The sequence below is a fragment of the Nitratireductor aquimarinus genome (genome assembly GCF_017255295.1).
GTDB classification, from domain to species: Bacteria; Pseudomonadota; Alphaproteobacteria; order Rhizobiales; family Rhizobiaceae; genus Nitratireductor; species Nitratireductor aquimarinus.
The window spans coordinates 15843-33226 of record NZ_JAFKDE010000002.1 but is presented as its reverse complement, the minus strand read 5'-3'; the positions used below and the strand labels follow the sequence as shown (position 1 = coordinate 33226).

Genomic DNA, 17384 nt, shown 5'->3' with positions numbered 1-17384 from the left:
AGCGCCAAAAGCGCCGGAGCGGATGCCCCGACGCCTTTCATGCAACGATGATCGAAAGGCGGATTTTCCGCCTGTGGCTCAGCGGATGAACTGATCCACGTAGTCGCGGCCTAAGCCGACCTTTTCATAGTGGTTGCGGCACATCTCGATCTTGGTGAAGACGTCCTCGAACCCCTCATGCTTGCCCCAGGGGTCGACGTAGTACATGACGCCGTTAACCTGGAAGAGCGTGATCATCTCTTCAACGTCTTCCGGCACGACGAGGGTGTGGGTTTCGCCCGGCGGCTCATAGACATAGCCCCCTTCTTTGGCCACCCAGTCGTGCTCCAGATAGTGCCAGCGCCCCTTGATCACATAGCCGTGAACGGGATTGGGATGGCGGTGACGGGCCAGTACGCCCGCCTTGCGCACCTTCAGGAGATTCACCCAATAGCCCTGTGAGGCATTGAGGCAGAGCGGGCGGAACCAGACCTGATCGGCCTGCGGCACCCACACCCGGTCGTCTTCCGGAATTGCACTGGGGACCACGATGTCGCTGCCCGCCTCCGGCGGCATGGGCAGCTGATAGGGCATTCTCTTTTCGTCTTCGCTCTGGGCCATTTTTCTCTCCCGGGAGCATTTCGGGTGAAAACAGGGTCACCCGAAATGCTCGATCTGTTCAAATTCATGCAAATGCGGATGCAGAAACGACTTCCGCTTTGCTGTGATCGCGCGTGACTACATCACGCCAAAGGTCTCGAACGCCTCGACGGCGGGCATGCCTTTGCGGATGGCGTTGCCGACGCGGTTTTCCGTTTCCGCCTTTTCCAGCGAGCGGCGCACCACTTCCTCCTCCGCATCGCGCGGGATGATGAGGACGCCTTCGCGATCGCCGAAGACAAGCGCGCCGGGCTCGACCCGGATGCCGTCGATCTGAACCGCCGAACGGAAATCGATTACCTTGCCGCGCGGTCCCTGATCCTGCGCGTAGACGCCGCGACAGAAGGTCGGGAAACCCAGCGCCTCGATGCCGTCGGCATCGCGCACATAGCCGTCGAGCACCGCGCCTGCGGCTTTCAGGAAGCCGGCGCGGGTGGCCATGAGCTCGCCCCACAGCGCGTAGCGCAGCGATGCGCCGGTGGCGACATAAACCTCGCCCTCTTTCAGATCATCGAGCGCCTCGAGCATGAGGCCGAAGGGCTTGTGCGCCAGCGGCCCGCGCGCCTCTTTTCCGCCATTGCCGAACACATCGGCCTCAAGAACGGGCATGGCGCGGCCGACGGTGATCATCTTCTGCTTCAAGGGCGCAATGCCGGCCGGCAGGAACTGATGGTGCAGGCCCATCTCATCGAGAATGTCGCCGAGCACGGCCGTGAACAGCCGCTCACGCATGAGCGTGAACATTTCCGTGTCATTGGCGTAGGGTTTGCTCATCTGGAAAATCCTTCTTCAAGAGGCCGAGTAACCGCCATCGACCGGCAGGATGACGCCGGTGACGAAGGCAGCTTCGGGAGATGCGAGAAAGCGTGCGGGGCCGGCCAGATCTTCCGGCTTGCCCCAGCGTTTCATGGGGGTCCGCGACAGGATCGGATCGCTGCGCGCGGGATCTTCGGTCAGCGCCCGTGTCAGATCGGTGGCGATCCAGCCCGGCGCGATGGCGTTGACGCGGATCCCGTCTGCAGCCCAGGCGATGGCGAGCGACTTCGTCAGCTGCGCCACACCGCCCTTGGAGGCGGCGTAGGCCGGCGAGGTGGCGCTGCCAAAATAGGTGAGCATGGACGCGGTGTTGATGACGCAGCCGCCGGCAGCCTTGAGGGCCGCATGGGCGGCCTCGCAGCAGCGCTGCGTGCCATTGAGGTTGATGTCCAGCACATCGGCGAAATCCTGCTGGCGGAACTCGGCCCCGTTGCGGCGGATCACGCCGGCGCAATTGACCAGCACATCAAGACGTTCAAACCCCGCGAAGAAGGCGGTTACGCTTTCAGCATCCCGCACATCCAGCACCGCGCCTTCAACGCCCTCCGGCAGGCTCGCGACAACGCCCTCCTCATGCCCGGTCGCGACAACGCGCGCCCCCTTCCCGCCTGCGAAGCCGGCGGCGATGGCGCGGCCAATACCGCTCGATCCGCCGACGACGACAACCGTTCTTGTCATGTATTCAGTCTCCAGTTGATGCGGCGCGGCGTGTGCGCGCGGCCCTGTAAAGCGACAGGCCGATCAGAAGCGCCCAGAGCGCCAGTGTCAGCACGCCCAGCGTTCCGCCGATGGGGCGGGCAAAAAACTCCATGAGCTGCCCGTCCGCCTTGATGATCGACTTCATGAAGTTCTCCTCGACCAGTTGCCCGAGGATGAGCGCCAGGATCATCGGCGCGAGCGGGAAGTCGTTCTCCTCCAGAACGAAGGCGATGAGCCCGACAACCAGCATGACCCAGACATCGAACAGCGTGTTGTTGGCGGCGAAAGCGCCGATCACGCAGAACAGTAGGATGATCGGAAACAGGATGTCCTGCGGAATGCTGAGGAGACGCCGCGAGCCGTAGACGGCAGCCAGACCGAGCGGCAGCATCAGGAGGTTCGCGATAATGAAGACGGCGAAGATGGCGTTGACCAGCCCGGTGTCCATGACGAACACCATCGGCCCAGGCGTAATGCCCTTCATCAGAAGAACGCCGATCAGGATCGCGGTAATCGTGTCGCCGGGGATGCCAAAAACGAGGCTCGGCACATAAGCGCCGGACAGCGCGGCATTGTTGGCGCTGGAAGCGCTGACGATGCCTTCGGGATAGCCGGTGCCAAACTTTTCAGGCGACCGGGAGAATTTCTTGGAAAGCGCGTAGGCGATCCAGGCGGCGATGTCCGCGCCGGCTCCGGGCAGAGCGCCGATCACGCTGCCAAGCAGAGAGGAGCGCGCGACACCGCCCTTGAAACGCCAGATGGTGCTGCCGACACCGGACACCATCGCGCCAAGCCGCACGGGCGGCGGCGCCGGCAGCCGCGAGGGGCGCGCGACCTTGCGCAGGATCTCGGTGATGGCGAACATGCCGATCAGCACGGGGATGATGGACACGCCGCCGATCAGCTCGGTATCGCCGAAGGTGAAGCGCTTGACGCCCATCACCACGTCGATGCCGATGGTGGACAGCATGAGGCCGATGCACAGCGACAGGACGCCTTTTACCGGTGAACTGCTGGACACGAAGATGGCGCAGGACAGGCCGAGCAGCGCCAGCCAGAAATATTCGTAGCTGGAGAAGCCGAGCGACACGGCCGCGATCTGCGGTGCAGCCAGAATGAGCACGGCGACGCCGACGAGGCCGCCAATGGTGGAACAGAGCATGTTGACGCCGAGCGCCAGCTCCACCTGCCCCTTTTCGCGCATGCGATAGGCCTCGTCCGTATAGGCGGCGGAGGCGGGCGTGCCAGGAATGCGCAGAAGCGCACCGGGAATGTCGCCCGCGAAAATGGCCATGGTGGTGGCGGCGACAATCGCGCCAATGGCCGGGATCGGATCGAGGAAGAAGGTGATCGGCACCAGAAGCGCGGTACCCATGGTTGCGGTGAGCCCCGGTATGGAGCCGATCATCAGACCGTAGGCGGATGCGGCGACGATGATGAAGAAGACCTGCGGCTGCAGGACCTGACCGAAAGCTGTGAGAACGGCGTCCATCAGTAGATCACCTCCGTCAGAAGGCCGAGCGGCAGCGGCACACGCAGGAGATAGGCAAACAGCAGCCAGAGAGCGCCTGTGCCGAGCAGGGCGATGATGGCGGCGCGCACCGGTTTGCCCGTGGTGACGGTCAGGAATGCGCCGAGCAGCACCGGCACCAGAAGCGGAAACCCGATAGGTTTGCTGAGATAGATGTAGGCGACCACGAAGCCCGGCACCCAGGCCATGCGATGGAGCGTGGCCGAACCCCGCATCCAGTCAGCAATAACGAGAAGCGGTGCGTGGCTGCGCACCCCGCTCCAGACGAGCGCGAGGCCGCCCACCATCATCACACTCGCGATGATAGTGGGAAATGTGCCGGGCCCATAGGGCTGGTCCGGCAGGGTGGGGAAGCCGCGAACGGCAAACAGGATGATGACCGACAGGAGGACGAAAATGCCTCCTATCAGAGCGTCGTTCATGCGCATGGTTCAGGCCTCCCCGCGCCCGGTTACTGCTTCAGGCCGAGCTTCTGAATGACGTCGGCATTGCTCTTGGAAGCGCCTTCCATGAAGCTGCCGAACTCATCCGCTGGGAGCCAGCGCACGCCAAAGCCGCGGCTGCTCATGAACTCCTGGAACTCATCGCTCTGGTAGACCTTGTCGAGCGCAGCCTCGACCTTGTCGGAGATCGCCGCGTCGAGCCCCTTCGGACCGACAATGCCGCGCCAGGTGCCACCGACAGAAGCCGTGCCGACGGCCTCTTTGGCGGTCGGAACATCCGGGTAGGAAGCAAGCCGCTCATCGGCCAGAACGGCGAGCGTCTTTACGAGACCGGCATCGCGCATGGATGCAGCTTCCGGTAACGAGGACGGAACGACGGCCACACCGCCGGCAACCAGCTCCTGAAAGCCGGGCGCAGCGCCTTGGCTGGGAACAACCGTGAGTGCGGTCGGGTCCACACCATTGTCATTGAGGAAACCGGCGAAGGCCAGATGGTAGGCAGCGCCAACCGGGAAACCGGAAGCCTTGAACTTGCCCGGGTTTGCCTTGATGGCCTCAAGCGCCTGGCCGGCGTTTTCCCACTCGCTGTCAGCGCGCACGTTGAACGCGGAAGCGTCGAAATTGACAAGCGCGATGGGGGTCACATCAGCAGGCGACGCCTCGGACGTGCCGATGGCGGCGTAGGTGGTGAGTTCGGCCGTGGCGAGACCCAGCGTGTAGCCGTCCGGGTCGGCGTCGATCATCGCCGTGTGCCCGACGATGCCGCCGGCGCCGGTGCGGTTGACCACATTGACCGGCGTGCCGAGTTCTTCCTGCAGACCCTTGGCAAGCATGCGGCCAACGGCATCGGTGCCGCCGCCGGCGGACCACGGCACGATCAGCGTGATCGGGCGCTCGGGATACTCGGCAAAGGCCGGGCCGGCAAAGGCCACGGTCGCTGCAAACAGCGTCGTCAGGGTTACGTATTTCATTGCTTCTCCTCCGTTGATTGGCATTCCTCAATGCCGGTTGCCGGTTCGTGCTGAACCGAAAAGCTCCTTCGTGTCGGACAGGCTCTGCTCAAGCAGGCGCTCCATGGAAGCGCGGGCCCTGTCCGGGTCGTGTGCGGCGATGGCTTCGTAGACGAGGCGGTGGTTTTTGAGATTGCCCTCGAAATTGCCGGGCTGTTCGAGAAGCGCCTCGAAATTGGCGCGCACGGCATGGATGATCGAGCGGATGATGGACTGGATGAACCGGTTGTTTCCAGCGTCTGCGACCGCCAGATGGAAGGCCACATCCACCGTGACCTGATCGGCGGCGTTGTCGCTGCCGCGCAGTTCTTCCATGCCGCGATAAGCCTCGGCGATGGCATTCACCTGCTCTGGATCCGCTGAACGCGCTGCCTCATAGGCGGCTGCCGGCTCGATGGTCTGGCGCGTTCTTGCGAGTTCCTCCAGAAACTGCGGATCGGCGCGAAACAGCGCCCCGAACCAATCGATCACGTCTGGATCGAGCACGTTCCACTCCGCACGCGGCAGAACCACCGTGCCCCGGCGCGGCGCAATGGCCACCATCGACTTGGCGGCAAGCAGCTTCATCGCCTCACGCAGCGTATTGCGCGAAACCGAAAAGCGCGATGCGAGCTCGGCTTCCAGGGGCAGACGTTCGCCCTCGGAAAACTCTCCCTCCACAATCGCCTGACCAATGGCCTCGGCCGTGATGAAGGCTCCCGACCTCCATTGAGCCGTACTGCGCGACGTCATACGCCCTCCTCATCTCGCATTGGTAGGATCAATGCGCAAGACTCCATAATCTGTCAAGCGCCTCACCTTGCTGCGCTGCACCAAATCGAATTCTTCAAGGCCCTTGACAGCTTCGTTTCGCGAGATAGGCTTAAGACCTAATAAGATTTTGGCATCTGGGCCTCGCCGGGAATATTGTTGTTCCCGTCGGGGCCTTTTGCGTTTTAAGGAACCCAAAGTGAGCGTCTATCCGGTCGGAGTTTTGTTTTCGCGTAGCGGCGGCTATAGCCGGCCGGCCGAGCAGGGTTACTTCGGCGCGCTGGCGGCGGTGGCCGACATCAACGCGGACGACGCCTACCCCTTCACGCTCGAAGCCCATCATGCAGACCCGAAGGGCAATGCGGACCGCTATGCAGAGCTTTGCCGCGATCTGATCCGCACGACCGGCGCGCAGCATATTGTCGGCTGCACCACCTCGTGGAGCCGCAAGGAGGTGATCCCGGTTGTCGAGAAACTCGATGCGCTTCTTTGGTATCCTTGCGTCTATGAGGGCTTCGAGGTCTCGGAAAACCTGATCTATGTGGCGGCCTGCGCCAACCAGCATCTGGTGCCGCTGCTCGACCACATCGTTCCGCGCTTCGGCGCGCGCGCCTTCCTGACCGGCTCCAACTATATCTGGGGCTGGGAGACGAACCGCATCGCGCGCGACATCCTCACCCGTTCCGGCGGCGCTGTTCTGGGCGAGCGCTATGTGCCGATCGGCGATGAGGACATCGACCATCTGATCGAGGAAATCCGGGAGAAGCACCCGGACTTCATTCTCAACAATCTGATCGGCACCTCCTCCTATGCGTTTTTGGCGGCCTATCGGGCGCTGGGCATGGAAGACCCGGCCTTCCGCCCCGAAAACTGCCCAGTGGTGAGCTGCAATCTGTGTGAGAACGAGACCACGCGGCTCGGCGAAGACGCAGCCGGGCACTACACGGTTTCAAGCTATTTCCGCGCACTGGCGAGCGAGGAGAACGACCGCTTTGCCGCCCGCATGAAGGCGAGCGAGCCGTCGCGCGTGGCCGATGCGTTCTTCGTGCAGGCCTATGCGGCGGTGGTGATGATCGCCGAGGCGATCCGCCGGACCGGCAGTGACGCGGCGCAGGACGTGCTGGAAGCGGTGCGCGCGCAGGAGACGGCGACGCCGCTCGGACCGGTGCGCGTCGACCGCGGCACCAACCATGTCAATCTGTGCGCCCATATCGGACGGGCACGCGCGGATGGCGATTTCGACATCGTGCATTACTGCCGCGAAACCATTGCGCCCGACCCGTTCCTGACGGCCACGCCGCTCGACCGGCTTTACGCGACCATGGCCGCCGATGCGCGGCAGCTCAGGGTGGTGCGATGAGCCCCACCCTCGCCCATACACCCAATTTCGTCGGCTGGCGGGCGCTCATCCTGCACCGGCCGCACCAGAACGTGGACGCGCTGATGGCGCAGTGCGCGCGCATCGGCATTGCCGCCGATCAGGCCTGGCCGACGCTGGAAGACGCCGAAGCCATGCGCGGCTATGACGTGCTTCTGATCGACGCCGACATGGGCCATGACGAGCAGTTTCCCTGGGCGCCGGGGCTCGCGCCCATGCCGATGATCGCGCTGATCGGCTCGGAAGCGCCCGGGCGCATCGCCTGGACCATCGGTCAGGGGGCGGACGCCCAGCTTCTGAAGCCCATCGGCAGCGCCGGGCTCTACAGCGCGCTTGTCGTGGCGAGCCAGGGTTTTTTGCGGCGCACGGCCCAGACGGAGGAAATCGCCCTCCTGAAAGACCAGCTCGCCAAGCGGCAGGTCGTCGCCGAGGCGACCGCCATCCTCATGCTGAAGCACAATTGCGATGCCGAGGCCGCCTATAACCGTCTTCGCAAGACGGCCATGGCCGAGCGGCGCTCCATCGAGAAAGCCGCCGCCGGCATCATCGCAAGTTTCGATACACACGGAAGAACGAATGTCACAAACGGTCGCTGAGACGGAGACGCACGTGGCGACGCCGTCGGTTCTGGCGCGCCTTCTGCGCCGACCGCTGGCGCTGACGGGCCTTGTCATCATCGCGGTGGTGGTTCTGGCCGCAGTCTTTGCGCCATGGCTCGCCCCCTATGATCCCTATGAGCAGTTCTTCGAGGGGCTGACCATTGAGGGTGCGCCGCTGCCGCCAAGCGCGCAGTTCTGGTTCGGCACCGACCTGGTGGGACGCGACCTCTTCAGCCGCCTGATCTATGGCGCACAGACCTCGCTTATCATCGGCGTGGTGGCCAACGGCATCGCCGTGGTGATCGGCTCGGCGGTGGGCATTTCGGCCGGCTATTTTCGCGGCTGGGCCGACACGGTTCTGATGCGCTTCACCGACCTGATGATGGCCTTTCCGGCGCTGCTCCTGGCCATCGTTCTGGCGGCGATCTTCAGCCCGAGCCTGTGGATCGTGGCCATGGTGATCGCCATGGTGAACTGGGTGCAGATCGCGCGCGTGACCTACACCGAGACGCGCTCCATCGCCGAACGCGACTTCGTGGTGGCCGAGCGCGCCATGGGTGCGGGCGCAGGGCGCATCCTGTTCCGCCACATCCTGCCGCATCTGCTCTCCACCATCATCGTGTGGGCGACGCTGGGCATCGCAACCACCGTGCTTCTGGAAGCGACGCTTTCCTTCCTCGGCATCGGCGTTCAGCCGCCCATTCCCTCCTGGGGCAACATCATCTTCGAGAACCAGACCTATTTCACTTCCGCGCCCTGGCTCGTGTTCATTCCGGGCGCCGCCATTCTGGCGCTGGCGCTTGCCTTCAACCTGGTGGGTGATGCGCTGCGCGACATTCTCGACCCGACACAGCAGGGACGCCACTGATGCTTGCCTACATAACCCGCCGTCTGGTGCAGACGGCGCTGATCCTGCTCGGCATCAGCTTCGTGACTTTCGTGCTGCTTTACCTTGTGCCGGCTGACCCGGCGCGCCAGATCGCCGGCCGCAGCGCAACCGCCGCGACGGTGGAGAACATTCGCGAGCAGCTTGGCCTCAACCTGCCCTTTTACGAACAGTATCTGCGCTATCTCGGAGGGCTTCTGAACGGCGATCTCGGCCGCTCTTACCTGCAGAAGACCGAGGTTTCCACGCTGATCGCGGCGCGTCTGCCGGCGAGCCTGCTCCTGATGGCGGGCGCGATCTTCTGCGAGCTGGCGCTTGGCCTGACCATGGGCGTTGTGGCGGCGCTGAAGCGCGGTTCGCGCACCGACGACACGCTGATGATCGCCTCTTTCGTGGGTGTTTCGGCCCCGCAATTCGTGATCGGCATTCTGCTGCTCTACGTGTTTGCGGTAAAGCTCGGCTGGTTCCCCATCGGCGGTTACGGCACGTTTGCGCATCTGGTTCTGCCCTCCATCACGCTCGGCTTTCTGGGGGCTGGCTGGTATTCGCGCATGATGCGTTCGTCGCTGATCGACGTGCTCAGGCAGGATTACATCCGCACCGCCCGCGCCACCGGCGCGACCCGTGCAAAGGTGCTTTTCGGCCATGCGCTGCCCAACGCCATCCTGCCCATCATCGCCATGATCGGCATCGACATCGGCCTGTTCATGTCGGGCATCGTGGTGGTGGAAAGCGTGTTCGGCTGGCCCGGCATCGGCCAGCTCGCCTGGCAGGCGATCCAGCGCGTCGACATTCCAATCATCATGGGCGTCACGCTGGTTTCGGCCTGCGCCATCGTGATCGGCAATCTGCTTGCCGACCTGATCACCCCGCTCATCGATCCCCGCATCAAGCTGCGCTGATGCGTTTCCAACAACACGTGCAGCACCAGAGAAAGGAACACTTGAGATGAGAAATCTGCTTCTGGCCGGCGTTGCCGCCGCTGCCCTTTCCGCCTCCGCGCTCGCGCCCGCCCTTGCACAGGACATCAAGCAGGGCGGCTCGATGACCGTGACCTACAAGGACGACGTGTCGACGCTCGATCCGGCCATCGGCTATGACTGGCAGAACTGGTCGATGATCAAATCGCTGTTCGACGGCCTGATGGATTATGTGCCGGGCACGACGGAGCTGCGCCCGGAGATTGCCGAATCCTATGAGATTTCCGAGGACGGCACGGTCTTCACCTTCAAGCTGCGCGACGGCGTGAAATTCCACAATGGCCGCGCCCTTACCGCCGAGGACGTGAAATATTCCATCGAGCGCGCGGTGAACCCGAAGACCCAGAGCCCGGGTGCGGGTTTCTTCGGCTCCATCAAGGGGTTTGAGGAAGCTTCGAGCGGCGATGCGGAAGGGCTTTCGGGCATCACGGTCGTCGATGACGGCACGATCAAATTCGAGCTTTCACGTCCCGACGCGACCTTCCTGCACGTGCTGGCGCTCAACTTCGCCCATGTGGTGCCGAAGGAAGAGGTCGAGAAATACGGTGCGGACTTCGGCAAGCATCCGGTCGGCTCCGGCGCGTTCAAGCTGGCGGAATGGACGCTCGGCCAGCGCCTCGTCTTCGAGCGCTTCGAGGACTACTGGAACCCCGGCGTGCCGAAGCTCGACCAGATCGTCTTCGAGGTCGGCCAGGAGCCGGTGGTGGCGCTGCTGCGCCTGCAGAACGGCGAAGTGGACGTGCCGGGCGACGGCATTCCGCCGGCGAAGTTCATCGAGGTGAAGAACGATCCCAAGTTCAAGGACCTTATCATTCAGGGCGGCCAGCTGCACACCGGCTACGTGACCATGAATGTGAAGATGGAGCCCTTCGACAAGGCGGAAGTGCGCCAGGCCGTGAACATGGCCATCAACAAGGACCGCATCCTGCGCATCATCAATGGTCGCGCCGTGACGGCGAACCAGCCGCTGCCGCCTTCCATGCCGGGCTACGCCAAGGACCATGAGGGCTATGCCTATGATCCGGAAGCCGCCAAGGCGCTTCTGGCCGAGGCCGGGCTTGCAGACGGGTTCGAGACCGAACTCTACGTCATGAACACCGACCCGCAGCCGCGCATTGCGCAGGCGATCCAGCAGGACCTGAAGGCCATCGGCATCAACGCCTCGATCAAGTCTCTGGCGCAGGCCAATGTGATTGCGGCAGGCGGCGAGGAAGATCAGGCTCCGATGATCTGGTCGGGCGGCATGGCGTGGATCGCCGACTTCCCGGATCCGTCCAACTTCTACGGCCCGATCCTGGGCTGCGACGGCGCGGTTTCGGGCGGCTGGAACTGGGCCTGGTACTGCAATGAGGATCTCGACGCCATGGCGCAGGAAGCCGATTCCATGGTCGATCCGGCCAAGGCCGGCGAGCGCGAGGCCATGTGGCGCGACATCTATCTGAAGGTCATGGAAGACGCCCCCTGGGCGCCGATCTTCAACGAAGAGCGCTTCACCATTCGCTCCGAACGCATCGGCGGCGACGACAAGCTGTTCGTCGATCCGGTGCACATTCCCGTCCACTATGACGAGGTCTATGCCAAAGATGTGCAATAACTGCGACTACACCATCCACGGACGCCACCACCATTTTGGGTGGGATCATTCGATCCCGCCCGCAGAACGGGTGACGCCGGGCTCGACGCTGGAATTCGAATGTCTCGATTCCGGCTCCGGCCACTTCACGCCCGAAAGCACCGTGGACGACATCGCCACGCTGGATTTCTCCAAGGTCAATCCGGTCAACGGCCCCATCTATGTGGAAGGGGCCAGCCCCGGCGATGCGCTGAAGGTCGAGATCCTCTCGTTCAAACCGTCCGGCTTCGGCTGGACGGCGAACATTCCGGGCTTTGGCCTTCTGGCGGACCAGTTCAAGGACCCGGCGCTGACGCTGTGGAACTATGACGCAACGAGCCTTGAGCCGGCTGCCTTTGGCAAGCACGGCCGTGTGCCGCTGAAACCCTTTGCCGGCACAATCGGACTGGCGCCGGCGGAAGCGGGTCTCCACTCGGTTGTGCCGCCGCGCCGCATGGGCGGCAATCTCGACATCCGCGATCTGGCGGCGGGCACCACGCTCTATCTGCCGGTCGAGGTGGAGGGCGCACTGTTCTCCATCGGAGACACCCATGCCGCCCAGGGCGACGGCGAAGTGTGCGGCACGGCCATCGAGAGCCAGATGAACGTGGCGGTGAAGCTGGACGTGGTGAAGGATGCAAACCTTGCCATGCCGCGCTTCACCACGCCGGGACCGGTGACGCGGCATCTGGATGCGGAAGGCTATGAGGTGACGACCGGCATCGGCTCCGACCTCATGGAAGGCGCACGTGCGGCCCTTTCCGGCATGATCGACCTTCTGTGCGCCACGCGCGGGCTCTCGCCCGAGGACGCCTACATGCTGTGTTCGGTGTGTGGCGACCTGCGCATCAGCGAAATCGTCGACCAGCCCAACTGGGTCGTTTCCTTCTACTTCCCGCGCGTCGTCTTTTCGTGAGCCGACGCCAATGAGCAAAGCGCGCGCCATGCAACAGAAAACAACCAGCGGTCTTCTGGAGGTGAACGGCCTCACCGTTCAGGTGGCCACACCCGCCGGCGCGCGCACTGTCGTCGACGATCTGTCTTTCACGCTGGAAGGCGGAAAGACGCTCTGCATCGCCGGCGAAAGCGGTTCTGGCAAATCGATGACCGCACTCTCGCTGATGCAGCTTCTGCCCAAGCCCATGGCGCGGGTTTCCGCCGGAACGGCCAAACTTGACGGGCGCGACATTCTCGCCCTGCCCGAGGCGGAGATGCGCCAGGTGCGCGGCCGCCATATCGGCATGATCTTTCAGGAACCGATGACCTCGCTCAACCCGGTTCTGACCATCGGCAAGCAGCTTGGCGGGGCCATTTCCGCACATGGCGGCATGCGGGGGGGCCTGTCGGACGCCGCGATCCGCGCCCGTGCGCTGGAACTGCTCGACCAGGTGCAGATCCCCGAGCCGGCGCGACGCCTGAAGCAGTTTCCTCACGAGCTTTCCGGCGGCATGCGCCAGCGCGTGGTGATTGCCATGGCGCTGGCCCAGAGCCCGCAGATCCTGATTGCCGATGAACCGACCACGGCGCTGGATGTGACCGTGCAGGCGCAGATTCTGGCGCTGATCCGCAAATTGCAGGCCGATCTCGGCATCTCCGTGATCATGATCACGCACGATATGGGCGTGGTGGCCGAGATGGCGGATGACGTGCTGGTGATGCAGCACGGGCGCATGGTGGAACACAGCCCCGCCAGCGTGATCTTTTCAAAACCCCGTCACCCTTACACGCAGGAACTGCTCGCCGCCGTTCCAAGGCTGGGCGAGATGACGGGAACGAGTGCGCCCAAGCGCATGAGCGATGACGCGACTGCATCGGTGCAGACGCCCGCGCCCGCCGAACCGCTGGTCGCGGTGAAAGACCTGACCGTGCGCTTCGACATCAAGGGCGGCATCCTGCAACGCCCGGTGCAGCGCGTGCATGCGGTGGAGGGTGTTTCCTTCGACATCATGCCCGGCGAAACACTCTCGCTGGTCGGGGAATCGGGCTGCGGCAAGTCGACCACCGGCAAGGCGCTGCTCAACCTGATCCCGTGGCAGGGCGACATTCGCGTTGCCGGCCGTGAAACGCGCGGGCTCGGCGCAAGCGCCATGCGGCCCGTGCTGCGCGACGTGCAGATGATTTTTCAGGACCCTTACGCCTCGCTCGATCCGCGCATGCGGGTAGGCGATCTGGTGGCCGAGCCGCTGCACATCCATGGGCTGGCAAGCGGCAGCGAACTTGATGACCGCGTGGCCTATCTCTTCCGCCGCGTGGGGCTCTCGGCCGACCAGATGCGGCGGTATCCGCACGAGTTCTCCGGCGGCCAGCGGCAGCGCATCTGCATAGCGCGTGCGCTTTCGCTCTCGCCAAAGCTGATCGTGGCGGATGAATCCGTCGCCGCACTCGATGTTTCGATCCAGGCGCAGGTGCTCGATCTGTTGCAGGATATCCAGAACGAAACCGGCATGTCCTATCTCTTCATTTCGCACGACATGGCGGTGGTGGAGCAGATCAGCCACCGGGTGGCGGTGATGTATATGGGGCGTTTCGTGGAGATGGGCAGCCGTGCGCAAATCTTCGAGAACCCGCAGCACGACTACACGAAAAAGCTGATGGCGGCGGTGCCGGTGGCGGACCCTTCGCGCCCGCGCCGCGCCTTCATGGAAAGGGCGGAAGACCTGCCGAGCCCCGTCCATGAGCTCGACTACACGCCACCGCTACAGGCTGCACGCGACATTGGCGGCGGACACATGGTGTGGGAAGCGGCGGGGCGATAAGTCGGCTTAAAAGAGCCTGACGAAGAAGACCAGGCTCATCACCGTGCCGACCAGAATGACCACCGCGCGCACCACGGCAGGCGGCAGCGCGCGGGCCAGCGGCGCACCCGCATAGCCGCCAATGGTGGCGGCTGCCATCATCACCAGCGCCTGCGGCCATGCAACGATCCCGGCAAGCGCGAAAGTGGCGACCGAGATGGCCGAGAGGATGAAGGACAACCCGTTCTTCAGACCGTTCATCGTGTTGAGGTCACGCATGCCCCAGAGCGAAAACAGGGCGAGCAGGACAATGCCCAGACCGCCATTGAAATAGCCGCCATAGATGGAGACGACGAGGGTGCTGATCCGCCCCTCACCTGCCTCGCCACCGCCCGAACCGTGGCGGCGCGCCCAGCTTTGAATGCGGGCGCCGAAGGCGAAGATGAGCGTGGCGGCTGCCAGCAGGAAAGGCACCACCAACGAGAACGCTTCGTTGGAAGACACCAGCAGCAGGAGCGAGCCGATCAGCCCGCCAATGGCCGTGAGGCCGGCAATGCGCAGAAGCCTGGACCGGTCGAAAGCCGCGAGCTCCGAACGGAAGCCCAGCGCGCCGCCCAGATAGCCGGGAAACACGGCGACTGCGCTTGTCGCGTTTGCCGCAACGACGGGCACGCCCGTATAGACCAGCGCCGGGAAGGTGAGAAACGTGCCGCCGCCTGCGACCGTGTTGAGCGTGCCGGCAAAGAACGCCGCGACCGCCAGGATCAGATACTCTTCCATGCGTCCCCCACGCTCTGAAAAACCGGACTTGCATCAACCGCCTGGATCGCGGCGGATCCGAATGAACCACGGCGATCCAGAGCCACTTATCCGATCCGCGCGAAAAGGGCCAATGGCCTGCGCCGGCGGAGCATTGGCACAGACGGGTGCGCGCGCACGGAAACAACGTGGGATAGTATGAAAAGAAGGCCTTCAGGCTTTGTTATGAATGTGACATTAGGGAAGTTCTCTGGAGACTTCGAACGTTTCGCCCCTGCGAAACCCTTTCGCGACACGCCTGGAAAGCATGATGGAGAACACCCCTGCGATCAACATGACCGGCTTTGTCGGTCCTGCGATCATGCTCCTTTTCGCCCTCGGCTTCGTCTGGGTGTGGCTCGTGGACCGGCGGCAGCTGAATTCCGCCATTCTTGCAGCCGCCTGCGCCTTCCTGAGCGTGGGCATGACCTTGCAGCTTCTGGAATGGCCGGCGGGGCCTGGTCCGAATGTGCTGTTTTCCGGCTTTTTCTATACGCTGGCCGTGTTGCTGGCGAGCGACGGCATGTTACGACGCGCCGGCAAACGGCTCAGCCTGTTAGCCGGCATCGCTCTGATGATCGCCATCATGGCGCCGCTCTGGTATTTCTCCTATGTCGAGCCAAGCCTGCTGATGCGCATCTATGTGCAGAATTTCGGCTATGGCGCCATACTTCTCGTCAACGCCCTGCGCCTGCGGCCGGCAAAGGGCGCAGGTGCTGCGGACCGGGTGCTCTTCTGGGTGCTGCTGGTCTTCGCCATTCACTTCTTTCCGCGCACGCTTTTCACCACCGGCCCCGCGATAGCGCATGACGGCATTGCGCCGGATGGATCACTGTTCTGGCAGACGCTCCAGCTCTCGCTCTCGGTGCTGGGGGCCATGCTGGCGCTGGCCGTGCTCGCCACCATTCTGACCGACATGATGGAAGACCTGCGGCGCGATCGCGACCGTGACGGGCTGACGGGCATTCTGAACCGCCGGGGTTTCGAGGAACGCGCCAACAGGCTTGTGAATTCGCGGCGCAGAGCAGCCATGTCGCTCATCGTGTGCGATCTCGACCACTTCAAGCTCCTGAACGACACCCATGGCCACAGTGCCGGTGATGCGGCGCTGAAGGTCTTCGGCACCATGCTTCTCGATACGGCGCGTTCCACCGACATTGTGGGTCGGATCGGCGGCGAGGAATTCGCGCTGCTCCTGCCCAACACCGACCTCGCCGGCGCACGCGACATGGCCGAACGCCTGCGCCGGAACCTTGCAGCCGACGACTTTCCGCTGACGCAGAAGGGCATCGACCTTTCCGCAAGCTTCGGCGTGGCGGAGAAGGCTCCGCAGGACACGCTTGGCACGCTGTTCAAGCGGGCCGATGGCTATCTGTATGAGGCCAAAAACGACGGACGCGACCGCACCGTTGCGCGGGAGGTTTCCGAAGCCGCGCCGCACACGGACGCAACCCCGGCGGCAAAGCCAGCCGATCAGGCACCGGGCGTCTGAACGCACTCACGCGCCAATGTCGCCCACAGCCGATAGCGTGCATTTGACGAAATCGCGCACGAACGGGTTTATGCTGTCCTCGCGCCAGGCCACCACCAGCGAAACCGCCTTGGGCAGCTTTGGAAGCTCGCGGTAGACCACCCCTGTCGTCGGCGTCATTACCACCCAGGACGGCACGATGCCGACGCCAATGCCGGCGGATGCCATCACGACGACCGTCATCGTGTGGCTGACCTCCTGAACCACTTTCGGTGCGAAGCCGGCTTTGCGGCAATATTGCAGGACCACATCCTGATAGCTGACACCGACGATCGATGAATAGGTGATGAAGTTTTCCTCACTCAGGTCTTCGACCTCGAGGTCTTCCTTCGCGGCAAGGGGCGAGTCTGCCGGCAGCACCGCGACGAACCCCTCCCGATACACTTCGCGATAGGTGATGCCGGACATGGTGCGGGGCGGGCGCACGAAGGCCACGTCGATCTTGCGCTCTTTGAGGAGCGCCAGCTGCTCCTCGGTGGTGTGGATCTGCATGTCGATCTGAACGGCCGGATTGCGCTGGCTGAACTCACGCATCGCATTCGACATAAAGGTGTAGAGCCCGACATACACGGTGGAAATGCGCAACCGCCCTGCCGAAAGCCCGCCGGCCGCCTGGGTTTCACGGAACCCCTCTTCCAGCGAAACGAAGATCTGCTGGGTCTTTTCAAACAGCACGCGACCGGCCGGCGTGAGCGTGACGCTGCGTGTCGTTCGGTCGAACAGACGAACGCCAAGCCGTTCTTCCAACTGACGAATCTGCTGGCTGAGCGGCGCCTGGGAGACGCCGAGCATCTCCGCAGCGCGGCCGAAATGCAGCTCCTGCGCGACCCGCATGAAATAGCGCAGATGCCGGAACTCAATGGCTCCCAGTGACTGCATTGCTCCTCCGTAATTCATATTCAAAACAGAAAAATAGCCTTCATAAATATATTGGACAAGCAATATTGGCACATGCTTCCGTAGTTCGAATTTGTTTG

General features: G+C 63.4%; 17 protein-coding genes. 8 read left to right on the top strand and 9 right to left on the bottom strand.

The features are described from left to right. Positions 1 to 78 precede the first annotated feature (78 nt). The 7 genes from JYP46_RS00365 to JYP46_RS00335 all read right to left on the bottom strand — a co-directional run bounded on the left by JYP46_RS00365 (position 79) and on the right by JYP46_RS00335 (position 5870). Entirely contained in the window at positions 79 to 600 is a 522-nt protein-coding gene (locus tag JYP46_RS00365) for a 2,4'-dihydroxyacetophenone dioxygenase family protein (RefSeq protein WP_206546911.1), read from the bottom strand. A 117-nt stretch (positions 601 to 717) separates the two neighbouring features. Further along, a complete protein-coding gene (locus JYP46_RS00360; protein ID WP_206546910.1) occupies positions 718 to 1413 on the bottom strand; it encodes an RraA family protein in 696 nt (231 codons plus the stop codon). A 15-nt stretch (positions 1414 to 1428) separates the two neighbouring features. Then, on the bottom strand, positions 1429 to 2133 hold the full coding sequence (locus JYP46_RS00355) for an SDR family NAD(P)-dependent oxidoreductase (protein ID WP_206546909.1): 705 nt from the start codon (positions 2131 to 2133) through the stop codon (positions 1429 to 1431). 4 nt (positions 2134 to 2137) lie between these two features. Next, entirely contained in the window at positions 2138 to 3646 is a 1509-nt protein-coding gene (locus JYP46_RS00350) for a tripartite tricarboxylate transporter permease (RefSeq protein ID WP_206546908.1), read from the bottom strand. Further along, complete coding sequence (locus JYP46_RS00345; protein ID WP_206546907.1) at positions 3646 to 4107, bottom strand: tripartite tricarboxylate transporter TctB family protein; 462 nt, start codon at positions 4105 to 4107, stop codon at positions 3646 to 3648. The genes JYP46_RS00350 and JYP46_RS00345 overlap by 1 nt, the downstream gene beginning before the upstream one ends. 29 nt (positions 4108 to 4136) lie before the next feature. Next, entirely contained in the window at positions 4137 to 5099 is a 963-nt protein-coding gene (locus JYP46_RS00340) for a Bug family tripartite tricarboxylate transporter substrate binding protein (RefSeq protein WP_206546906.1), read from the bottom strand. Positions 5100 to 5126: 27 nt separating this feature from the next. Continuing rightward, a complete protein-coding gene (locus JYP46_RS00335; protein ID WP_206546905.1) occupies positions 5127 to 5870 on the bottom strand; it encodes a FadR/GntR family transcriptional regulator in 744 nt (247 codons plus the stop codon). 217 nt (positions 5871 to 6087) lie between these two features. On the opposite strand from JYP46_RS00335, the gene JYP46_RS00330 reads away from it, so the two are divergent. The 7 genes from JYP46_RS00330 to JYP46_RS00300 are packed head-to-tail and all read left to right on the top strand — an operon-like array spanning position 6088 to position 14099. Then, complete coding sequence (locus tag JYP46_RS00330) at positions 6088 to 7248, top strand: transporter substrate-binding domain-containing protein (RefSeq protein ID WP_206546904.1); 1161 nt, start codon at positions 6088 to 6090, stop codon at positions 7246 to 7248. Beyond that, positions 7245 to 7862, top strand: coding sequence for an ANTAR domain-containing response regulator (locus JYP46_RS00325; protein WP_206546903.1), 618 nt, complete (start codon positions 7245 to 7247; stop codon positions 7860 to 7862). The genes JYP46_RS00330 and JYP46_RS00325 overlap by 4 nt, the downstream gene beginning before the upstream one ends. Then, positions 7843 to 8733: an ABC transporter permease gene (locus JYP46_RS00320; RefSeq protein ID WP_206546902.1), complete on the top strand. Its 891-nt coding sequence runs from the start codon at positions 7843 to 7845 to the stop codon at positions 8731 to 8733. The genes JYP46_RS00325 and JYP46_RS00320 overlap by 20 nt, the downstream gene beginning before the upstream one ends. After that, a complete protein-coding gene (locus JYP46_RS00315) occupies positions 8733 to 9653 on the top strand; it encodes an ABC transporter permease (RefSeq protein ID WP_206546901.1) in 921 nt (306 codons plus the stop codon). The genes JYP46_RS00320 and JYP46_RS00315 overlap by 1 nt, the downstream gene beginning before the upstream one ends. 46 nt (positions 9654 to 9699) lie before the next feature. Continuing rightward, positions 9700 to 11325: an ABC transporter substrate-binding protein gene (locus JYP46_RS00310; protein ID WP_206546900.1), complete on the top strand. Its 1626-nt coding sequence runs from the start codon at positions 9700 to 9702 to the stop codon at positions 11323 to 11325. Further along, entirely contained in the window at positions 11315 to 12259 is a 945-nt protein-coding gene (locus JYP46_RS00305; RefSeq protein WP_206546899.1) for an acetamidase/formamidase family protein, read from the top strand. The genes JYP46_RS00310 and JYP46_RS00305 overlap by 11 nt, the downstream gene beginning before the upstream one ends. Before the next feature lie 28 nt (positions 12260 to 12287). After that, positions 12288 to 14099, top strand: a complete 1812-nt coding sequence (locus JYP46_RS00300; RefSeq protein WP_236042067.1) for an ABC transporter ATP-binding protein — start codon at positions 12288 to 12290, stop codon at positions 14097 to 14099. 6 nt (positions 14100 to 14105) lie between these two features. On the opposite strand, the gene JYP46_RS00295 is transcribed toward JYP46_RS00300, so the two are convergent. Beyond that, positions 14106 to 14858, bottom strand: coding sequence for a sulfite exporter TauE/SafE family protein (locus tag JYP46_RS00295; protein ID WP_113154105.1), 753 nt, complete (start codon positions 14856 to 14858; stop codon positions 14106 to 14108). A gap of 289 nt (positions 14859 to 15147) precedes the next feature. On the opposite strand from JYP46_RS00295, the gene JYP46_RS00290 reads away from it, so the two are divergent. After that, positions 15148 to 16368: a GGDEF domain-containing protein gene (locus tag JYP46_RS00290; RefSeq protein ID WP_244974821.1), complete on the top strand. Its 1221-nt coding sequence runs from the start codon at positions 15148 to 15150 to the stop codon at positions 16366 to 16368. Positions 16369 to 16374: 6 nt separating this feature from the next. Here JYP46_RS00290 and JYP46_RS00285 read toward each other — a convergent pair whose 3' ends face one another. Then, positions 16375 to 17286: a LysR family transcriptional regulator gene (locus JYP46_RS00285; protein ID WP_206546897.1), complete on the bottom strand. Its 912-nt coding sequence runs from the start codon at positions 17284 to 17286 to the stop codon at positions 16375 to 16377. Between the last annotated feature and the right edge of the window lie 98 nt (positions 17287 to 17384).

Coding starts and splice junctions, on each gene's coding strand:
- JYP46_RS00305 (WP_206546899.1), top strand. CDS start 11,315: ATGTGCAATAACTGCGACTACACCATCCACGGACGCCACCACCATTTT.
- JYP46_RS00315 (WP_206546901.1), top strand. CDS start 8,733: ATGCTTGCCTACATAACCCGCCGTCTGGTGCAGACGGCGCTGATCCTG.
- JYP46_RS00310 (WP_206546900.1), top strand. CDS start 9,700: ATGAGAAATCTGCTTCTGGCCGGCGTTGCCGCCGCTGCCCTTTCCGCC.
- JYP46_RS00325 (WP_206546903.1), top strand. CDS start 7,245: ATGAGCCCCACCCTCGCCCATACACCCAATTTCGTCGGCTGGCGGGCG.
- JYP46_RS00340 (WP_206546906.1), bottom strand. CDS start 5,099: ATGAAATACGTAACCCTGACGACGCTGTTTGCAGCGACCGTGGCCTTT.
- JYP46_RS00335 (WP_206546905.1), bottom strand. CDS start 5,870: ATGACGTCGCGCAGTACGGCTCAATGGAGGTCGGGAGCCTTCATCACG.
- JYP46_RS00290 (WP_244974821.1), top strand. CDS start 15,148: ATGGAGAACACCCCTGCGATCAACATGACCGGCTTTGTCGGTCCTGCG.
- JYP46_RS00320 (WP_206546902.1), top strand. CDS start 7,843: ATGTCACAAACGGTCGCTGAGACGGAGACGCACGTGGCGACGCCGTCG.
- JYP46_RS00300 (WP_236042067.1), top strand. CDS start 12,288: ATGCAACAGAAAACAACCAGCGGTCTTCTGGAGGTGAACGGCCTCACC.
- JYP46_RS00285 (WP_206546897.1), bottom strand. CDS start 17,286: ATGCAGTCACTGGGAGCCATTGAGTTCCGGCATCTGCGCTATTTCATG.
- JYP46_RS00345 (WP_206546907.1), bottom strand. CDS start 4,107: ATGAACGACGCTCTGATAGGAGGCATTTTCGTCCTCCTGTCGGTCATC.
- JYP46_RS00355 (WP_206546909.1), bottom strand. CDS start 2,133: ATGACAAGAACGGTTGTCGTCGTCGGCGGATCGAGCGGTATTGGCCGC.
- JYP46_RS00295 (WP_113154105.1), bottom strand. CDS start 14,858: ATGGAAGAGTATCTGATCCTGGCGGTCGCGGCGTTCTTTGCCGGCACG.
- JYP46_RS00365 (WP_206546911.1), bottom strand. CDS start 600: ATGGCCCAGAGCGAAGACGAAAAGAGAATGCCCTATCAGCTGCCCATG.
- JYP46_RS00350 (WP_206546908.1), bottom strand. CDS start 3,646: ATGGACGCCGTTCTCACAGCTTTCGGTCAGGTCCTGCAGCCGCAGGTC.
- JYP46_RS00360 (WP_206546910.1), bottom strand. CDS start 1,413: ATGAGCAAACCCTACGCCAATGACACGGAAATGTTCACGCTCATGCGT.